Genomic DNA, 14,268 nt, shown 5'->3' with positions numbered 1-14,268 from the left:
TCCGCCATGAGGAGCATGTTCTCCTCGCCGGTGATCAGGCCGTCGACGGCGGAGAACTGCCCGGTGACGCCGATCGCGGCACGCACCGCCTGCGGGTCGGTGGCCAGGTCGTGGCCGCCGACGCGGATGTCGCCGGAGCCGGGGTCGGCGGTGATGAGGGTGGACAGGATCTTGACGGCGGTGGTCTTGCCCGCGCCGTTCGGACCGAGCAGCGCGAAGACGGTGCCTGCCGGGATGCGCAGGTCGATCCCGTCGAGGACGAGCTTGTCGCCGTAGGACTTGCGCAGGCCGACGGCGGAGACGGCGGCGGGCGGCTCCTGGCCGTTGCCGTTCTTGGATGTGGGCATGACAAAAGAAGGCATGGGGCCCTCCCGATCGAAGGCTGAAGTGGCTGGGGGAGTGGGTGAGTTGACGCCGGTTCTTCTGGAGTCAGAGCTTGGCGCGGCGGACGTCGATGTTGCCGTGCCGGGTGCGGGCGCGGACCTTGACGGTGTCCTCGGTCTTCTCTGGGGTCTCGGACGTGGTGAGCGTGTTGCGCACCTGGCCGGAGCCCGAGCTGACGTCGAGCCAGGCGGCGGTGCCCTCGCGGACGCCGACCTCGATGGCACCGTAGGAGGTCTCCAACTGGACGGTGCCGCAGGCCACTTCGCCCACGCGCAGGGTGCCGTGGGCGGTGGTGGCGGTGACCGAGTCCTCGGCGCGCCGGATCTCGATGTCACCGTTGGCGCCGCTCACCCGCAGCTCGCCGGTCGCGGCGCCGACGGTCGTGGTGCCGTGCGAGTTCTTCAGGACGGCGGGGCCGTCGACGAGGCCGACGCGCAGGCTGCCGGAGCTGGTGGTGATCTCGGCCATGCCTTCGACCCGGTCCACGGTGATCGAACCGTGCGACGCCTTCACGTGCAGCGGGCCGGTCGCGTCGAGGCGGACGTCGCCGGACGAGGTCTTCACGCGGACCTCGCCGAGCCGGCCCTCGCCGAGCACCTGGGCCCAGGCGCCGGTCATGTCGATGCGTGAGTCCGTGGGCAGTTCGACCGTCACGTCGACGGTGCCGGTGCGGCCGAACAGATTGGACTTGGGCGTCCTGACCGTCAGTGCGCCGTTCGCGTACGTGACCTCGGTCTGGTCGGCCGCCCGTACGTCCAGGTCCTTCTTCGGGTCGCGGGGCCGCACCTCGACGACGGTGTCGAGGCGGTCGCCCGCGGTGAACTGGATGGAACCGGCCTCCACGTGCGCCGTGGCCGAGATCGGTTCGGGAGTGTCGAAAGAAGGCATGGCTGTCCCGTCCTCTTGGGTCTTTGGGGCGTCCCCGCTGGTGGGACGTGGTGTGGGTGAAGTGGTGCGGGCGGGGGCGCGGCTAGCGCACCCAGCCCGTGAAGCTCTGTCCGACGGTCTGGGCCTTCTCCGTCGTACGCGGCCGGGTGCCGCCGTCGACCGCGGCCGACACGGCGCGCACCAGCCACGCGTTGACCGACAGGCCCTCGCGGCTCGCGGCCTCCTCGGCGCGGGCCTTGAGGTGGGCCGGCAGGCGCAGGTTGACGCGGGCGGTGCCGCCCTCGTCGCCGTCGGCCGGGGCCGGGGTCTTGAGCGGTTCGACGGGCGCGGCCGGCTCCGCGGAGGCGCCGCCGTCGGCGGGCGGCGGTGTCACCACGAAGTCGGGGTCGAGCCCGCGCAGCCGTACGTCGACCGAGCCGGGGGCGAGTTCGCGGGTGATCTCGTCCGTCGCGGCGGAGAGCACGTTGAGCATGGTCAGCCGGGTCGCCGACTCCAGGGGAGCGGTGAGCCTCTCCGCCAGCTCGCGGGCTTCGTGGCCGCCGGCTTCGGCGGCCACCGCGAGTTCGCGGCGGAGGGAGTCGACATACGGGGTGAGGTCCATGGCGCCATCATGGCACCACAATGGCTCCATGTGCAAGCGTTGAGGTGGCATCTCCGGGTCGATGCTTGGCACAGCCACTCTGACCTGCGAAAACGGGATGGCGCCACCTGGGTAATGGTGGCGCCATGTGTACTCATGTGCTTTGGGGGGCATGGAATGGCGCCGGGTGGCACCAGGTGGCACCAGATGGCTCCAGGCTGTGCCACCCGGAGTCATGTGATCGCCGCTGCTCACTGAGCACCGGCGCACGCGTGAGAGCGGCGCCGCCGGGGGCGCGTCCGGCACAGGCAGGCGCCGCTCCGAAGCGGTGGACGGCGTTGTCCTCCTCTTTGCCGGGCTTGTTACTTCGCGGCGGGTTCCGGCGCGCCGCCCCGCTCGGTGGCGGAGGGCCCGGCCGGGGACTGGGCGGGGGAGCGGTGCGGGCGGACGCCGATCATGCCGACGGCGGTAAGGACCGCGGCCAGGGCGGCGGCGATGCCGCAGACGAGGAAGGCGTTGCTGAAGCCGCTGCCCAGCGCGTCGAGGGCGAGGCCGTGCGCTGCCGACCCCGGAGCGCCGGGCATCGACAACGGCATCATGGACGAACCGGCTGTGAGCGTCTTCGTGGAGGGCTCGCGCGAGGTGGTCACCGCGGCGCAGTGGCCGCCGAAGGAGATCGAGCACAAGCCGCTCTACCTGCGCCCGCGGCACAAGCTCTCCGCCGAGCCCGAACTCATGGGCGCCGAATACGCCGCCCCCGACGGCTTCTACCAGGCACCGCTCACCGTCACCGACAAGGTGGAGATCCTGAACTGGCGCACCGAGCCGTTCGAGGAGCCCACCGAGATGGCCGGCACCGGCGCGGCGCACCTGTTCGCGGAGATCGACCAGGACGACACCAACTTCATCCTGTGCCTGTGGGACGAGGCTCCCGGCGGCGGCCGCCGGCTGATCACCAGCGGTTACCTCAAGGCCTCCCACCGCGAGCTCGACGAGGAGCGCACCACCGAGGGCAACTCCTACCACCCGCACAACCGCACGGTGCCGGTGGAGCCCGGGAGGATCGAGGAGTACGTGCTGCGGCTCTATCCGTTCGCAGCCACCTTCCAGCCCGGTCACCGCCTGGTGGTGGAGTTGTCGAACGACGAGCCGCTGGTCGACGCGCACAACGCGCTGCTGCCGCCGGATGCCTTCCACCTGCCGGTGGGCCGCCCCGTAACCCACAAGATCTACCGCGACGCCGCACACCCATCCCGGCTCGTGCTGCCGTTCACGACAGTCACGGCGACAGACGCGACGCGGTCGGGCTCTGCGCGCAACCGCCGAGGAGACCAGCTCAGCGGTTCTTGATGCGGCCGGCACGACGCCGACCGGGGGGAGGGCCGCACCCCCGGCGGCTGGCCTCGTCTTTCGCTTGAATGGGCGTCCGGATCATGGGCGGGAGCGCGAAAGTGCCTTCACGGAGTGGTCGGCCACGGCGTGTCGGTGGTGGCGCCGGCCATGCCCGCCAGGTCCAGCGGCACGCTGTTCAGTGCCACGGCCGTCACCGGGCTGATGGTGAGGATGAAACCGAAACCGATCAGCCGGGCGGGCGCGACGAACACGCCGAGTCCCGGGTCGTCCTGACGAAGTGAGCGCAGGCGAGGCCCGCCCCACTGGTGCTCCGGGCCCTGGTCCCGCCTGCGCTTCGCCGGCTACTGGCCGGCTGCTGGCGTGCTTCCCGCGAGGTTGCGTCGCACCCGGTCGAGATAGGGGAGTGCGGCGAGTACTTCCGTGCCTTCGACGCCGAAATCTACCAGTGAGGCGATTTCATCCACCCCGGCGGCCTCGAGGCGCTGAGCGAATTCGGTGCACTTTTCGACCGAGCCGAACAGGGCTGAGGTGAGGAAGTACCGCTGGAAAGCCAGCCTGGCCAGACGCTCCGGATCCCCGCCCTGCAGTTCTGGCCATTGTCCCTTCCACAGGTCGATGGAGGAGAGCAGGTAGTTGATGAAGGGATTGCGCACGGTCTTTCTCACCGCGCTGTCGCTCTCTCCGGCGAAGGTGTGCAGCATCAGCGTTACTTTCCCTGAAGCGGGGTCATGGCCGTGCTGTTCGCGGGAGGCTCTGTAGCGCTCGATGTTTTCAGCCAGTTCCTCTGTGCTCTGGAACAGCAGAGCCGTGAGAACGTTCAGGCCTCGCGCACCCGCCTGGGCGAATGATTGCGGACTGGAAGTGCACGTGAACCACAGGTCCGGTTCCGGCTGGACAGGGCGGGGGTAGGTCAGTGTTTCGAAATCCTTTCCCTCCCCGTTCTTCCGCAGAACGGGCTTCCCTGCCCACAGGTCCTTGATCGTCTCGATCGCGTCGAACGTGTATTCCCTGCGGTTCGCATACCGGTCCGGAGCCAGTACGAAGTCGTTCGGATTCCATCCTGAGGCAAAGGCCAGATCGACTCGGCCGTAGGAGAGGTTGTCGATGAAGGACCAATTCTCGACCACCGTCAGCGGATCATGCAGGGGCAGGACCACGCTGCCTGCTCGCAACCTGACCTTTTGAGTCCTGGTGGCGAGCGCCGCGGCGGCGAGTGCGGGGTTCGGGTAGGCCCCGCCGAACGGGTGGAAGTGTCTCTCCGGAATCCAGAGGGCTGTAAAATTGTTCGCGTCAGCGAATTCCGCCGTCTTGATCAGTAGTTCGTACTCCTGTGGCGGGTCTTTTGCCTCGCGATTCGCGAAGTACAGCAAGCTGAATTCCACGACGAATCCAATCTAGATCCATTTGAGATTCTTTATGTGCCGGCGCTCCCCAGAACGATGACTGCATTGTGTCCGCCGAAGCCGAAAGAGTTGCTGACGGCGACGGATACTGGGGTATGCCTCGGGGCACCGTGAACGATGTCGATCTCGGGGATATCGGCACCGGGGGCCTGGAAATTGGCGGTGGGCGGGATCACGCCCTGCTTGATCGACAAAGCGGTGAACGCGGCCTCGACGGCTCCTGCGGCGCCGAGCATATGGCCCGTCACGCCCTTGGTGGAGGTGACCGCCGTGTTGTGTCCGAAGAGGCGCTCGATGACGCGGGCCTCGATGGCATCGCCCTGGGGTGTGCTGGTGGCGTGGGCGTTGACGAGCGTGACGTCCGAAGGGTGCACCTGGGCGTCATCGAGTGCCTTCTGCAGTGCGAGCTGAGCGCCCTGGCCGTCGGGCCGGGGCGCGGTGAGGTGGTAGGAGTCCGAGGATTCGCCGTACCCCAGTACCTGTGCGTAGGCGCTTCGCCCCCGTGCCCTGGCATGCGCCGCACGCTCCAGGACAAGCACAGCCGCGCCCTCTCCGAGGACGAAACCGTCGCGCCGTTCGTCGAACGGCCGGGAGGCGAGCGCAGGGGCGTCACTGCGTCGGGACAGCGCCTTCAGCCGGTCGAAAGCAATGGACACGAGGGGTGAGATGGCTGCTTCGGTGCCGCCGGCCAGCACCATGTCGCAGCGGCCCGCGCGGAGTTGGTCGAGGGCGAGGCCCAAGGCCGAGGTACCGGTGGCACAGGCGGTGGCCATGCTGAGTGAGGGACCATGCAGGCCGAATTCCATGGACACGGTGGCGGCGGCGATGTTGCCGATGGCCTTCGGGATGGTGAGGGGGCTGACCGCACGTGCCCCCCTCGTGTGCATCCGCTCGCCCTGCTCCTGCCAGGTGCCGAGGCCGGCGACGCCGGTGCCCAGCAGTACTCCGACCCTGGAAGGGTCCACGTCCGCGCCGGCCAGTTGGGCGTCGGCGTAGGCCTCGCGGGCCGCAGCGAGGGCGTACTGCGTGAAGGGATCCATGCGGCGGCCCTCGACGCCGAACAGCTCGTCCGCGTCGAACGCGGTGACAGGACAGCTGAAATCCACGGGGACGCCTGCAAGCCTCGGGTCGGTGGCGCCCGCCGGCTGTCCGGCACAGGTCGTCTTCCAGGCTGTGTCCGTGTCGGGGCCGGCCGGTGTGACCATGCCGATCCCCGTGATCACTACAGCCGGGGGTTTGGGTCTGCCGGATGTCATGCTGGTACGACCGCGCCGTGGGCTTCCAGGAGTGCGGCCAGTTCGACCACGGTGGTTGCGGCGCTCAGGTTCTCCTCGTCGATGGTCACGTCGAGTTCGTCCTCCAGCTGCGCGCTGAGCTCCGCCAGGGAGAGCGAGTCCACCTCGAGTTCCAGGAACGACCTATTGGGGTCGATCGTTCCGGGGACCTTGTAGACGGTGTTGAGAAGGGTCGTGAGGTACTCGACGTACATCGGTGGATTCCTCTCGCTCAGATACGTGAATTCACGGCCGTCAGCTGTTATCGGATCAGTGCGATCGATACTCGGGTGAGCCCGGCGCGCTGAAGGCGGTCGGCACGGGGTGGGTGCTGGGTTTCAACTCGCCGGTGGTCGGCGCGTCGGGAATACGGATCAAGTCTGCGCCGTCGTCCAACAGAACGGTGTATTGGTCCTTGGGGCAGGCCGTGCGCGAGTAAATCTCTGCCGCGACGACCAGGAAACTATCCGCAATGCCAGTCGCGATCAAGCCTGTTGTGCACTGGAGCCCCCCGCGGACGGCGGGGATGTCAAATCCCCGCGGCGGGCGAACCGGTGCCGAAGTCGGTGAATGCTGTTGTCCGAATCCCGACCCACGCCACATCCTCGGGTCACGGAGACCAACTGCCGCGACGGCGCAGTTGAACGGCGAGACATGCGGCCGGCGCGTGCAGCGGCCGTCCGCCGCTGTCACCGCCCGCTCCAGAGAGGTTCACGGTGCTCCGCGAACGCCCGCGGGCCTTCGACGGCATCCTCGCTGTGCCTGCGCCGCTGCTCCCAGGCGAACGGTGTGACGAAGGCCTCGGGGAGCGGCATGTCCAGGGAGCGCATCACGGCTTCCTTGATGGCACGCAAGGCCAGGGGAGCGCTGCGTTGCAGGGCGTCGGTCCATGCCGTGACGGCCGCGTCGAGATCCTCCTCCGGCACCACCTCGTTCACCAGGCCGAGACGCAGCGCCTCGGCCGCACTCATCCGGCGACCGGTCAGCAGGTAGCCCATCGCGGTCTTGAGGGGGATCTGCCGTGCCAGCCGGAACGCTCCTCCGGCGCCCGGCACCAGGCCCAGGGTCGCCTCGGGAAGGGCGAAGACCGAGTGATCGGAAGCAATGATGAGGTCGCAGGCCAGGGCGAGTTCGAAGCCCCCGCCGAGTGCGTAGCCGTTCACGCGGGCGACGACCGGCTTGGACAGGGCGAACCGTTCGGTCAGGCGGGGCCAGCCCGGCTGACCGCGGCTGCCGAACGTCGACGCGGGCACTCCTCGCCGGTCGAGCTCGGCCCGCTCGCGCAGGTCCTGTCCGACCGAGAATGACCTGCTGCCCGCGCCGGTCAGCACGGCCAGCCGTACCTCGTCATCGGCCTCGATGTCGTCCCAGACCCTGGCCAGCTCCTCGTGGGTCCGCAGATTCATGGCGTTGAGCACAGCCGGCCGATTGAGCGTCACATGGGCGACATGCCCCTTCTTCTCATACAGGACCTCCGGCTCTTCTGCGTCGGTCACCGAGCTGACACCCCCTTTTTACGGGCGGATTTCGAATGAGACATCGGAGAGCCAGTCGATGTGCGCGTGACTTTGCGCAAGACCGGGAAAGCCCGGGTCATCATTCCGTCTCTGCCCCGTAAAAGGAAAGAGTGGCGTGTTCAACTGCCGCACTGCCGCACTTGAACCCCTGCCGGCCACTGTTCAAGCGCTTCCTGACGCTATTGATCATCTCCGGGGTCCCGAGCCATAGTGCTGCTCGTAGCGTTCGGGTGGTCTGCGGGAGGACGTGCCGACACGTCCGGCTTCCGTGCCTCCTTCGCGGTCTCCGCGGTCCAGCGTTCCGCCAGCGGTGAGTTGGCATTTCACGCTGCCCGGGACGAACCATCCCGTGGAATCTCGAGGAGAGGTGGGGCAGATGTCGGATGAACCGTTGTTTCTGCGTTCGAAGGCCATAGTTGAGCCGCTGGTCGACAGGTTCTTTGCCTGGCCGCACACGCTGGCACCAATACAGGCGGCGATGAATCTCGCCTTCCTGCAAGTGCCGATGCTCGAATCGTATTTGCAGTCCCCGAAGGTCCATGTTGCCGCGAGCAGCAACCCGGAGCTGCGCGGCGGGTATTTCATCAATATCCCCGAAGAGCGCGCCGACGAGGTGCGTGACCTGCTGGCGGCCATCAAGCGGGACCGGGCGGACATGCTGGCCTTCGCCGAGGCGATCTCCTCGGGTCAGGAGATCCTCCGGGCCAACGCGACCGGCTTCGATCTGACGCCGCTGTACCCGAAGCTGCCGTCGGAGCTGAACGGCCTGGTGGAGCTGGCGTACGACACGGACAATCAGGCGCAGATGCGCTTCATGGAGCCGGTCGTCTACAAGAGCGGTGTGTACAGCGAGGCGCGCCAGTCGGTGCAGCTGTCCCTTGAGCCGGGTTACGAGCGTCCCTTCATCCTGAGCACGCCGCGGCTGCCGTCGCCGGACGTGCTCGAGCTGCCGCTGCCGTTCCGGCACCAGGGCCTTGAGGAGCTGTTCAAGGCGCGCGTGAGCCCGACGACCCTGGCGAAGCTGCGCGAGGCGCTGGAGCTCGACGACACGCAGGCGAAGCAGTTGTCGGGCCTGCTGTCCGACCGGCCGAGTCTGTCGCCGGACCGGCACATCGAGTCGGGCGGCCGCATCCGGTACTTCGGGCATGCCTGCCTGGTGCTGCAGACGCCCGAGGCCGCCATCGTGACCGACCCGTTCATCAGCGCGGACAGCACGGCCGGTGACCGCTACACCCTGGACGACCTGCCGGACTACATCGACCTGGTGCTGATCACGCACGGACACCAGGACCACATCGTCCTGGAGACGCTGCTCCAGCTGCGCGGGCGCGTGGGGGCGATCGTGGTGCCGCGATCCTCCCGTGGCAACCTGTCCGACCCGTCCATGGCGCTGATGCTCAAGCACCAGGGCTTCCCGGTCGTCGAGGTCGACGACTTCGACGAGGTGGAGTTCCCCGGCGGCAAGATCACGGCCACGCCGTTCCTGGGCGAGCACTGCGACCTCGACATCCGTGCCAAGTCCACGTACTGGGCGGAGATCGCCGGCAAGAAGGTCTACATCGGCGCTGACTCCTCCGGGATCGACCCGACGCTGTACCGCTACGTCAAGCAGCACCTGGGAACGGCCGACATCGCGTTCCTCGGGATGGAGTGCGACGGCGCGCCGCTGACGTGGCTGTATCAGGCGCTGCTGACCATCCCGATCTCCAAGAAGATGAGCCACTCCCGGAAGCTGTCGGGGTCCAACGCGGAGCAGGCCGCGGCCATCATGACGGAGCTCGGTGCCCGTGAGGCGTACGTCTACGCCATGGGCGAGGAGCCGTGGCTCGGCCATGTCATGGCGACCACGTACAACGAGGACACGTACCAGATCAAGCAGATCGAAGAGTTCATGACCTGGTGCAAGGAGCGTGACATCAAGGCCGGTCACCTCTACGGCCAGCAGGAGTGGCGCTGGTAGTCAGGCGCGACTCCCCCCGTACCTACGACTGAGGCGGACACCGGACCGGTCGTCCGCCTCCTGGGAGGCACTCCCGTGGCCGCGACCCGGCTGAAGAAGGAGGAGCTGCACACCAGCGTCTCCGACCCGGTGCTCGACACCATGAACTTCCTGAACGAGATCACCCACCGCTACCCCGAGACGATCTCGTTCGCCCCGGGCCGCCCGTACGACGGCTTCTTCGACGTCGAGCAGATCTTCACGCACATCCGCCGCTACCTGCAGCACCTGGAGGAGCAAGGGGCCTCGCCCGCCGAGATCCGGGACGCGCTCTTCCAGTACGGCCCGACCGGCGGCCGCATCCGCGAACTGATCGCCGACTCGCTGCGCAAGGACGAGAACATCGACGCGCCACCCGAGGCCGTCGTGGTCACGGTGGGCTGCCAGGAGGCGATGTTCCTCACCCTGCGCGCACTCGTCCCGACACCCGAGGATGTGCTGCTGGTCTCCAGCCCCTGCTACCCCGGGATCACCGGCGCCGCCCGCATACTCGGCTTCGAGCCGACCCCCGTCCCGGAGCGCGCCGACGGATTCCACAGCGCGGACCTGGAGGCGGCGCTCGCGGCAGAACGCGCCCGCGGCCGCCGCCCCCGCGCCTTCTACGTCGTGCCCGACCACTCCAACCCCTCGGGCAGCACCATGTCGCTCCAGGAACGGCACGCGCTGCTCGACCTGGCCGCCCGGGAGGACATCCTCGTCCTGGAGGACAGCCCCTACCGGCTCGTCAGCCCCGGGCAGCAGATGCCGACCCTCAAGTCCCTCGACCGGGACCGGCGCGTCGTCCACCTCGGCTCCTTCTCCAAGACCTTGTTCCCCGGCGCCCGGGTGGGGTTCGCCGTCGCCGACCAGCCCGTCGTCGACCGCGAGGGCAACGTCGGCCTGCTGGCGGACGAGCTCACCAAGCTCAAGAGCATGGTTACGGTGAACACCTCGCCGCTGGCCCAGGCTGTCGTGGGGGGCATGCTGCTCGCAGCCGACGGACGGACCTCCGACCTCAACGTGGAGACCTCCGCCCACTACGGCGCGGCCATGAAGGCCGTGCTCAAAGAGCTCGACGAGCACTTCCCCGAGCAGGACCGGGCGGCACTCGGCGTGCGCTGGAACGAGCCCGGCGGCGGATTCTTCCTCGGCGTCGACGTTCCCTTCCCCGCCGACAACGACGCGCTGGTGCGCTCCGCGGAGGAGTACGGCGTCATCTGGACACCCATGTCCTACTTCCACCCCCAGGGCGGCGGAGACCACGCTCTGCGGCTCTCGATCAGCTATCTGACCCAAGACGACATCGTCGAGGGCATTGCCCGGCTCGCGCGCTTCATCAGAGCCGAGGCCCCGGGCCGCGGCTGACCGCGGCCCGACCCGTCCGTGTCCACCGCCTACCGGAAAGCGATCAGCGCGTTGCAAGCACAGTCCCGCGACCGCAGCAAGCCTCGTATGTGGGGATGGAAGTATCGATGACCACAGCCCTTAACCCTCCCGGCACCGGCGTCCTGGACGCCGTCGACCCCGGCCGCGCCAAGACTCCCGGCGCCGCCCGGATCGCCGGCGTCGCCACCGCCACCACCGAGCACTCCTACACTCAGCGCGAGGTGCTCGACCTCTTCGCCATCACGGACCCCAAGGTCCGCTCGGTGTTCCTCAACAGCGCGATCGAACGCCGCTACCTCACCCTCCCGCCACGGGACGCCGACGGCGCGCTGCGCAGCGAGGTCCAGGGCGAACTCCTCGCCAAGCACCAGCGCCTCGCCCTCGACATGGGGGGCCGCGCCGTGCGCGCCGCCTTGGACAACGTGGGCCTCGACGTCACCGACGTCGACTACCTGTGCTGCACCACCACCACTGGTTTCCTCACACCCGGCCTGAGTGCCCACCTCATCCGCGACCTGGGCATCCCGACGAGGACCAGCCGAGTCGACGTCGTCGGCATGGGCTGCAACGCCGGCCTCAACGCTCTCAACGCCACGGCAAGTTGGGCCGTGGCCAACCCCGGCAAGGTTGCCGTCATGCTGTGCACGGAAGCCTGCTCGGCCGCCTACGTCATCGACGGCACCCTGCGCACCGCCGTGGTGAACAGCCTCTTCGGCGACGGCGCCTCCGCAATCGTCCTGATGGCCGACGCCCCCGACACCTCCTACGCCCCCGCCGACGTGCCGGCCGCACCCGGAGGACCCCGGATCCTGGGCTTCGCCAGCCACCTGATCACCGACGCCATCGGCGCGATGCGTTACGACTGGGACGACGAGCAGGGGAAGTTCAGCTTCTATCTGGACCCGCAGGTCCCCTACGTGGTCGGCGCCAACGCCGGGCAGGTCATCGACCGCCTCCTCAACGGCGCCGGACTGCGCCGCAGTCAGATCGACCACTGGCTCGTGCATTCCGGCGGCAAGAAGGTCATCGACGCCGTCCGCGTCAACCTCGGCCTCACACGCCACGACGTACGCCACACCACCGGGGTGCTGCGCGACTACGGGAACCTGTCGAGCGGATCGTTTCTGTTCTCCTACGAACGGCTGCTCCGGGAAGGCGTCACGCAGGCCGGCGACTACGGCGTCCTGATGACCATGGGCCCTGGCTCGACCATCGAGACAGCGCTGGTCCAATGGTGAACTACGAGCAGATGAATGGTGTCATGAACGCTATCTCCGAGACCGACGCGCAGCCCGAGGCCGACGACCTGGTCCTGCGGATCGATGGAACCAAGCCCCTGTCGGCCGACGTCATCGCGGCCGTCAGCGCCGTCTGCGACCGTGCCGAGGACGGCGTCGGACGAGGCCCCGTGATCGTCCACGTCCACGGCGCCCCGGACACACCGTGGACCGAGGACCTGACGGTGGCCCCGGTCAACAAGTGGGAGCGCGCGCTGCGCCGCCTCGAGAGCCTGCCCACCGCCACGGTCGCCGTCGCCGACGGCGACTGCGGCGGCCTCGCCCTGGACGCGCTCCTGGCCACCGACTACCGCATCGCCACCGCATCCGTCCGCCTCACGGTGCCCGCCGCCGACGGCGCCCTGTGGCCCGGCATGGCCCTGTACCGGCTCGCCAACCACGCAGCGAGCACCGCCCCGATCCGCCGGGCCCTGCTCTTCGGTATCCCCATCGAGGCCGCCGAAGCCCTCGCCCTGCACCTGATCGACGAAGTCAGCGACGACGTCGCAGACAGCCTGGCCCGGGTCACCGGGCACACCGCCGCTCTCTCCGGGAGCGACCTGGCGATCCGCCGCCAGCTGATGTTCGACGCCACCAGCACCGCATTCGAAGAGGCCCTCGGCACCCACCTGGCGGCCTGCGACCTCACCCTGCGCCGGGCCGCCGCCGAGGCGGCGGCATGACGCCCGCGGACGACCTGCGCGCCGTACGGGCCGGCCTGGACCAGGCCCGTACGGTGATCGCCCGGGCCGCGCGGCACACCGACGAGGTGCTGCACGCCCTGCCCGAACCGGAACACCGGTCACCGGAGCAGCGCGCCGAGGCCCGGGCGGCGAGCGACGCCACCCGCACGCTGCGCGCCACCTTCCTGGCGGCCCACGTGGACGCCGTCTACGACGAGCTCACCGCGGGCCGCACCCGCCACCTGCGGGTGACCGAACTCGCCCACGCCGCGGCCGCGGGCTTCCCCGGCCTCGTACCCACCGAAGAACAACTCGCCGACGAGCGTGCCCGCCCGCAGGCCCACAAGGAGGGCCGCGAGGTCGACCAGGGCTTGTTCCTGCAACACGTCCTGCGCTCCCCGCAGGCCGGCCCGCACCTGCTCGACGCGATGCTGCGCCCGACCCCCCGGGCCCTGGACCTGCTCCCCGAGTTCAGCCTCACCGGAAAGGCCGAGCTCACCTCCGTACGCCTGGAACGCACGGGGGCCGTGGCCCGACTCACCCTGTGCCGCGAGGACTCGCTGAACGCGGAGGACAACCAGCAGGTCGACGACATGGAGACCGCGGTCGACCTCGCCCTCCTCGACCCGGCCGTGGAAGTCGGCCTGGTCCGCGGCGGTGAAATGACCCATCCCCGCTACCGGGGCCGACGCGTCTTCAGCGCCGGCATCAACCTGAAGACACTGCACGGCGGCGGCATCTCCCTGACCGACTTCCTGCTGCGCCGCGAACTCGGCTACATCCACAAACTGGTACGCGGCGTCCTGACCGACGACGGCCCGGTCTGGCGATCCCGCACCGTCGAGAAGCCGTGGATAGGCGTGGTCGACACCTTCGCGATCGGCGGCGGCTGCCAGCTGCTGCTCGCCTTCGACCACGTGGTCGCCGCGGCGGACGCCTACGTCTCCCTGCCCGCCGCACAGGAAGGGATCATCCCCGGAGCCGCCAACTACCGCCTGACGCGCGCCGTCGGCCCCCGCCGCTCCCGGCAGATCATCCTGGAGGGCCGGCGCATCTTCGCCCGCGAACCCGACGCCGGCCTGCTGATCGACGAGGTCCACGACCACGGCGACCTGGACGCCGCCGTGGAACGCGCCGTCGAACGCTTCCAGGGGCCCGCGGTCCTCGCCAACCGGCGGATGCTCAACCTCGCGGACGAGTCGCCCGAGGCATTCCGCCAGTACATGGCTGAGTTCGCGTTCGAGCAGTCGCTGCGCCTGTACAGCTCCGACGTGATCGACAAGGTCGGGCGCTTCTCGACAGCCCCGACGACCGGACGCAGCGAGCCCGGTCACCACCCCGGGACGGAACAGGAGAGGTAGCCGCACCGACGACAGCCGCACGTGCTCGGCACTCCTCCAGGACAGAAGCGACCCCCCCCGCACCCGACCAGGAGCCGGGGCGGGGGGCATCAGAGGGCGCACCGCGCGGCACCCCCCGGGCACCATTAAGCGCACCCCATCACGCCCCTGCAACACCAGAGAGTACACCACCAACCGCCCGCCG

15 protein-coding genes and 2 pseudogenes are annotated in these 14,268 nt (G+C 68.9%); 7 read left to right on the top strand and 10 right to left on the bottom strand.

Annotation, left to right across the window (positions count from 1 at the left end):
* The 4 genes from ACFVYE_RS46460 to ACFVYE_RS46445 all read right to left on the bottom strand — a co-directional run.
* Positions 1–347, bottom strand: a 347-nt coding sequence (locus tag ACFVYE_RS46460) for an ATP-binding cassette domain-containing protein (RefSeq protein ID WP_389609587.1), incomplete at its 3' end; no start/stop codon positions are given.
* A gap of 82 nt (positions 348–429) precedes the next feature.
* Positions 430–1,272 carry a DUF4097 domain-containing protein gene (locus ACFVYE_RS46455; protein WP_389609585.1) on the bottom strand — a complete coding sequence of 281 codons (843 nt, stop codon included), beginning with the start codon at positions 1,270–1,272 and terminating at the stop codon, positions 430–432.
* Between the two features lie 82 nt (positions 1,273–1,354).
* Positions 1,355–1,873 carry a hypothetical protein gene (locus ACFVYE_RS46450; protein ID WP_383976062.1) on the bottom strand — a complete coding sequence of 173 codons (519 nt, stop codon included), beginning with the start codon at positions 1,871–1,873 and terminating at the stop codon, positions 1,355–1,357.
* 341 nt (positions 1,874–2,214) lie between these two features.
* Positions 2,215–2,436, bottom strand: a complete 222-nt coding sequence (locus ACFVYE_RS46445) for a hypothetical protein (RefSeq protein WP_383976060.1) — start codon at positions 2,434–2,436, stop codon at positions 2,215–2,217.
* Between the two features lie 13 nt (positions 2,437–2,449).
* Between ACFVYE_RS46445 and ACFVYE_RS46440 the strand changes: the two genes are divergently transcribed.
* The gene (locus ACFVYE_RS46440) at positions 2,450–3,202 is read left to right on the top strand and encodes a CocE/NonD family hydrolase C-terminal non-catalytic domain-containing protein (RefSeq protein WP_389609583.1); all 753 of its coding nucleotides are present in this window, start codon (positions 2,450–2,452) and stop codon (positions 3,200–3,202) included.
* Positions 3,203–3,309: 107 nt separating this feature from the next.
* Here ACFVYE_RS46440 and ACFVYE_RS46435 read toward each other — a convergent pair whose 3' ends face one another.
* From ACFVYE_RS46435 to ACFVYE_RS46425, 3 genes are all read right to left on the bottom strand, one after another.
* Positions 3,310–3,456: a hypothetical protein gene (locus tag ACFVYE_RS46435; protein WP_389609581.1), complete on the bottom strand. Its 147-nt coding sequence runs from the start codon at positions 3,454–3,456 to the stop codon at positions 3,310–3,312.
* A gap of 90 nt (positions 3,457–3,546) precedes the next feature.
* Positions 3,547–4,587 carry a MupA/Atu3671 family FMN-dependent luciferase-like monooxygenase gene (locus ACFVYE_RS46430; protein WP_383976057.1) on the bottom strand — a complete coding sequence of 347 codons (1,041 nt, stop codon included), beginning with the start codon at positions 4,585–4,587 and terminating at the stop codon, positions 3,547–3,549.
* A 32-nt stretch (positions 4,588–4,619) separates the two neighbouring features.
* A complete protein-coding gene (locus ACFVYE_RS46425; protein ID WP_389609579.1) occupies positions 4,620–5,864 on the bottom strand; it encodes a beta-ketoacyl-[acyl-carrier-protein] synthase family protein in 1,245 nt (414 codons plus the stop codon).
* Here ACFVYE_RS46425 and ACFVYE_RS46420 point away from each other — a divergent pair.
* A pseudogene (locus ACFVYE_RS46420) lies at positions 5,858–5,947 on the top strand (hypothetical protein); the annotation flags it as partial. The gene ACFVYE_RS46425 and the pseudogene ACFVYE_RS46420 sit on opposite strands and share 7 nt — an antisense overlap.
* A 3-nt stretch (positions 5,948–5,950) precedes the next feature.
* Here ACFVYE_RS46420 and ACFVYE_RS46415 read toward each other — a convergent pair.
* From ACFVYE_RS46415 to dpgD, 3 genes and pseudogenes are all read right to left on the bottom strand, one after another.
* Positions 5,951–6,097, bottom strand: a pseudogene (locus ACFVYE_RS46415) (acyl carrier protein); the annotation flags it as partial.
* Positions 6,098–6,152: 55 nt separating this feature from the next.
* Positions 6,153–6,371, bottom strand: a complete 219-nt coding sequence (locus tag ACFVYE_RS46410) for a hypothetical protein (protein ID WP_383976053.1) — start codon at positions 6,369–6,371, stop codon at positions 6,153–6,155.
* A 200-nt stretch (positions 6,372–6,571) separates the two neighbouring features.
* Positions 6,572–7,378, bottom strand: a complete 807-nt coding sequence (gene dpgD, locus ACFVYE_RS46405; protein WP_383976051.1) for an enoyl-CoA-hydratase DpgD — start codon at positions 7,376–7,378, stop codon at positions 6,572–6,574.
* A gap of 397 nt (positions 7,379–7,775) precedes the next feature.
* Between dpgD and ACFVYE_RS46400 the strand changes: the two genes are divergently transcribed.
* The 5 genes from ACFVYE_RS46400 (at position 7,776) to dpgC (ending at position 14,084) form a co-directional block, all read left to right on the top strand.
* Positions 7,776–9,359: an MBL fold metallo-hydrolase gene (locus tag ACFVYE_RS46400; RefSeq protein WP_383976049.1), complete on the top strand. Its 1,584-nt coding sequence runs from the start codon at positions 7,776–7,778 to the stop codon at positions 9,357–9,359.
* A gap of 75 nt (positions 9,360–9,434) precedes the next feature.
* Positions 9,435–10,742, top strand: a complete 1,308-nt coding sequence (locus ACFVYE_RS46395) for a PLP-dependent aminotransferase family protein (protein WP_389609576.1) — start codon at positions 9,435–9,437, stop codon at positions 10,740–10,742.
* Positions 10,743–10,849: 107 nt separating this feature from the next.
* Positions 10,850–12,001, top strand: coding sequence for a 3,5-dihydroxyphenylacetyl-CoA synthase DpgA (dpgA, locus tag ACFVYE_RS46390; RefSeq protein WP_383976045.1), 1,152 nt, complete (start codon positions 10,850–10,852; stop codon positions 11,999–12,001).
* A 23-nt stretch (positions 12,002–12,024) separates the two neighbouring features.
* Positions 12,025–12,723 carry an enoyl-CoA-hydratase DpgB gene (gene dpgB, locus ACFVYE_RS46385; protein ID WP_383976043.1) on the top strand — a complete coding sequence of 233 codons (699 nt, stop codon included), beginning with the start codon at positions 12,025–12,027 and terminating at the stop codon, positions 12,721–12,723.
* On the top strand, positions 12,720–14,084 hold the full coding sequence (gene dpgC / locus ACFVYE_RS46380) for a (3,5-dihydroxyphenyl)acetyl-CoA 1,2-dioxygenase DpgC (RefSeq protein WP_383976041.1): 1,365 nt from the start codon (positions 12,720–12,722) through the stop codon (positions 14,082–14,084). Before dpgB ends, dpgC begins: the two co-directional genes overlap by 4 nt.
* Positions 14,085–14,268 lie beyond the last annotated feature (184 nt).

Origin of the sequence: Streptomyces sp. NPDC058239 (assembly GCF_042882185.1) — a bacterium.
Taxonomy (GTDB): domain Bacteria; phylum Actinomycetota; class Actinomycetes; order Streptomycetales; family Streptomycetaceae; genus Streptomyces.
Note: the sequence above shows the minus strand (reverse complement) of the source record. Positions and strands in the feature narration are given on the sequence as shown.

Coding starts and splice junctions, on each gene's coding strand:
- ACFVYE_RS46425 (WP_389609579.1), bottom strand. CDS start 5,864: ATGACATCCGGCAGACCCAAACCCCCGGCTGTAGTGATCACGGGGATC.
- ACFVYE_RS46400 (WP_383976049.1), top strand. CDS start 7,776: ATGTCGGATGAACCGTTGTTTCTGCGTTCGAAGGCCATAGTTGAGCCG.
- dpgB (WP_383976043.1), top strand. CDS start 12,025: ATGAACGCTATCTCCGAGACCGACGCGCAGCCCGAGGCCGACGACCTG.
- dpgC (WP_383976041.1), top strand. CDS start 12,720: ATGACGCCCGCGGACGACCTGCGCGCCGTACGGGCCGGCCTGGACCAG.
- ACFVYE_RS46445 (WP_383976060.1), bottom strand. CDS start 2,436: ATGCCCGGCGCTCCGGGGTCGGCAGCGCACGGCCTCGCCCTCGACGCG.
- ACFVYE_RS46455 (WP_389609585.1), bottom strand. CDS start 1,272: ATGCCTTCTTTCGACACTCCCGAACCGATCTCGGCCACGGCGCACGTG.
- ACFVYE_RS46450 (WP_383976062.1), bottom strand. CDS start 1,873: ATGGACCTCACCCCGTATGTCGACTCCCTCCGCCGCGAACTCGCGGTG.
- ACFVYE_RS46440 (WP_389609583.1), top strand. CDS start 2,450: ATGGACGAACCGGCTGTGAGCGTCTTCGTGGAGGGCTCGCGCGAGGTG.
- dpgA (WP_383976045.1), top strand. CDS start 10,850: ATGACCACAGCCCTTAACCCTCCCGGCACCGGCGTCCTGGACGCCGTC.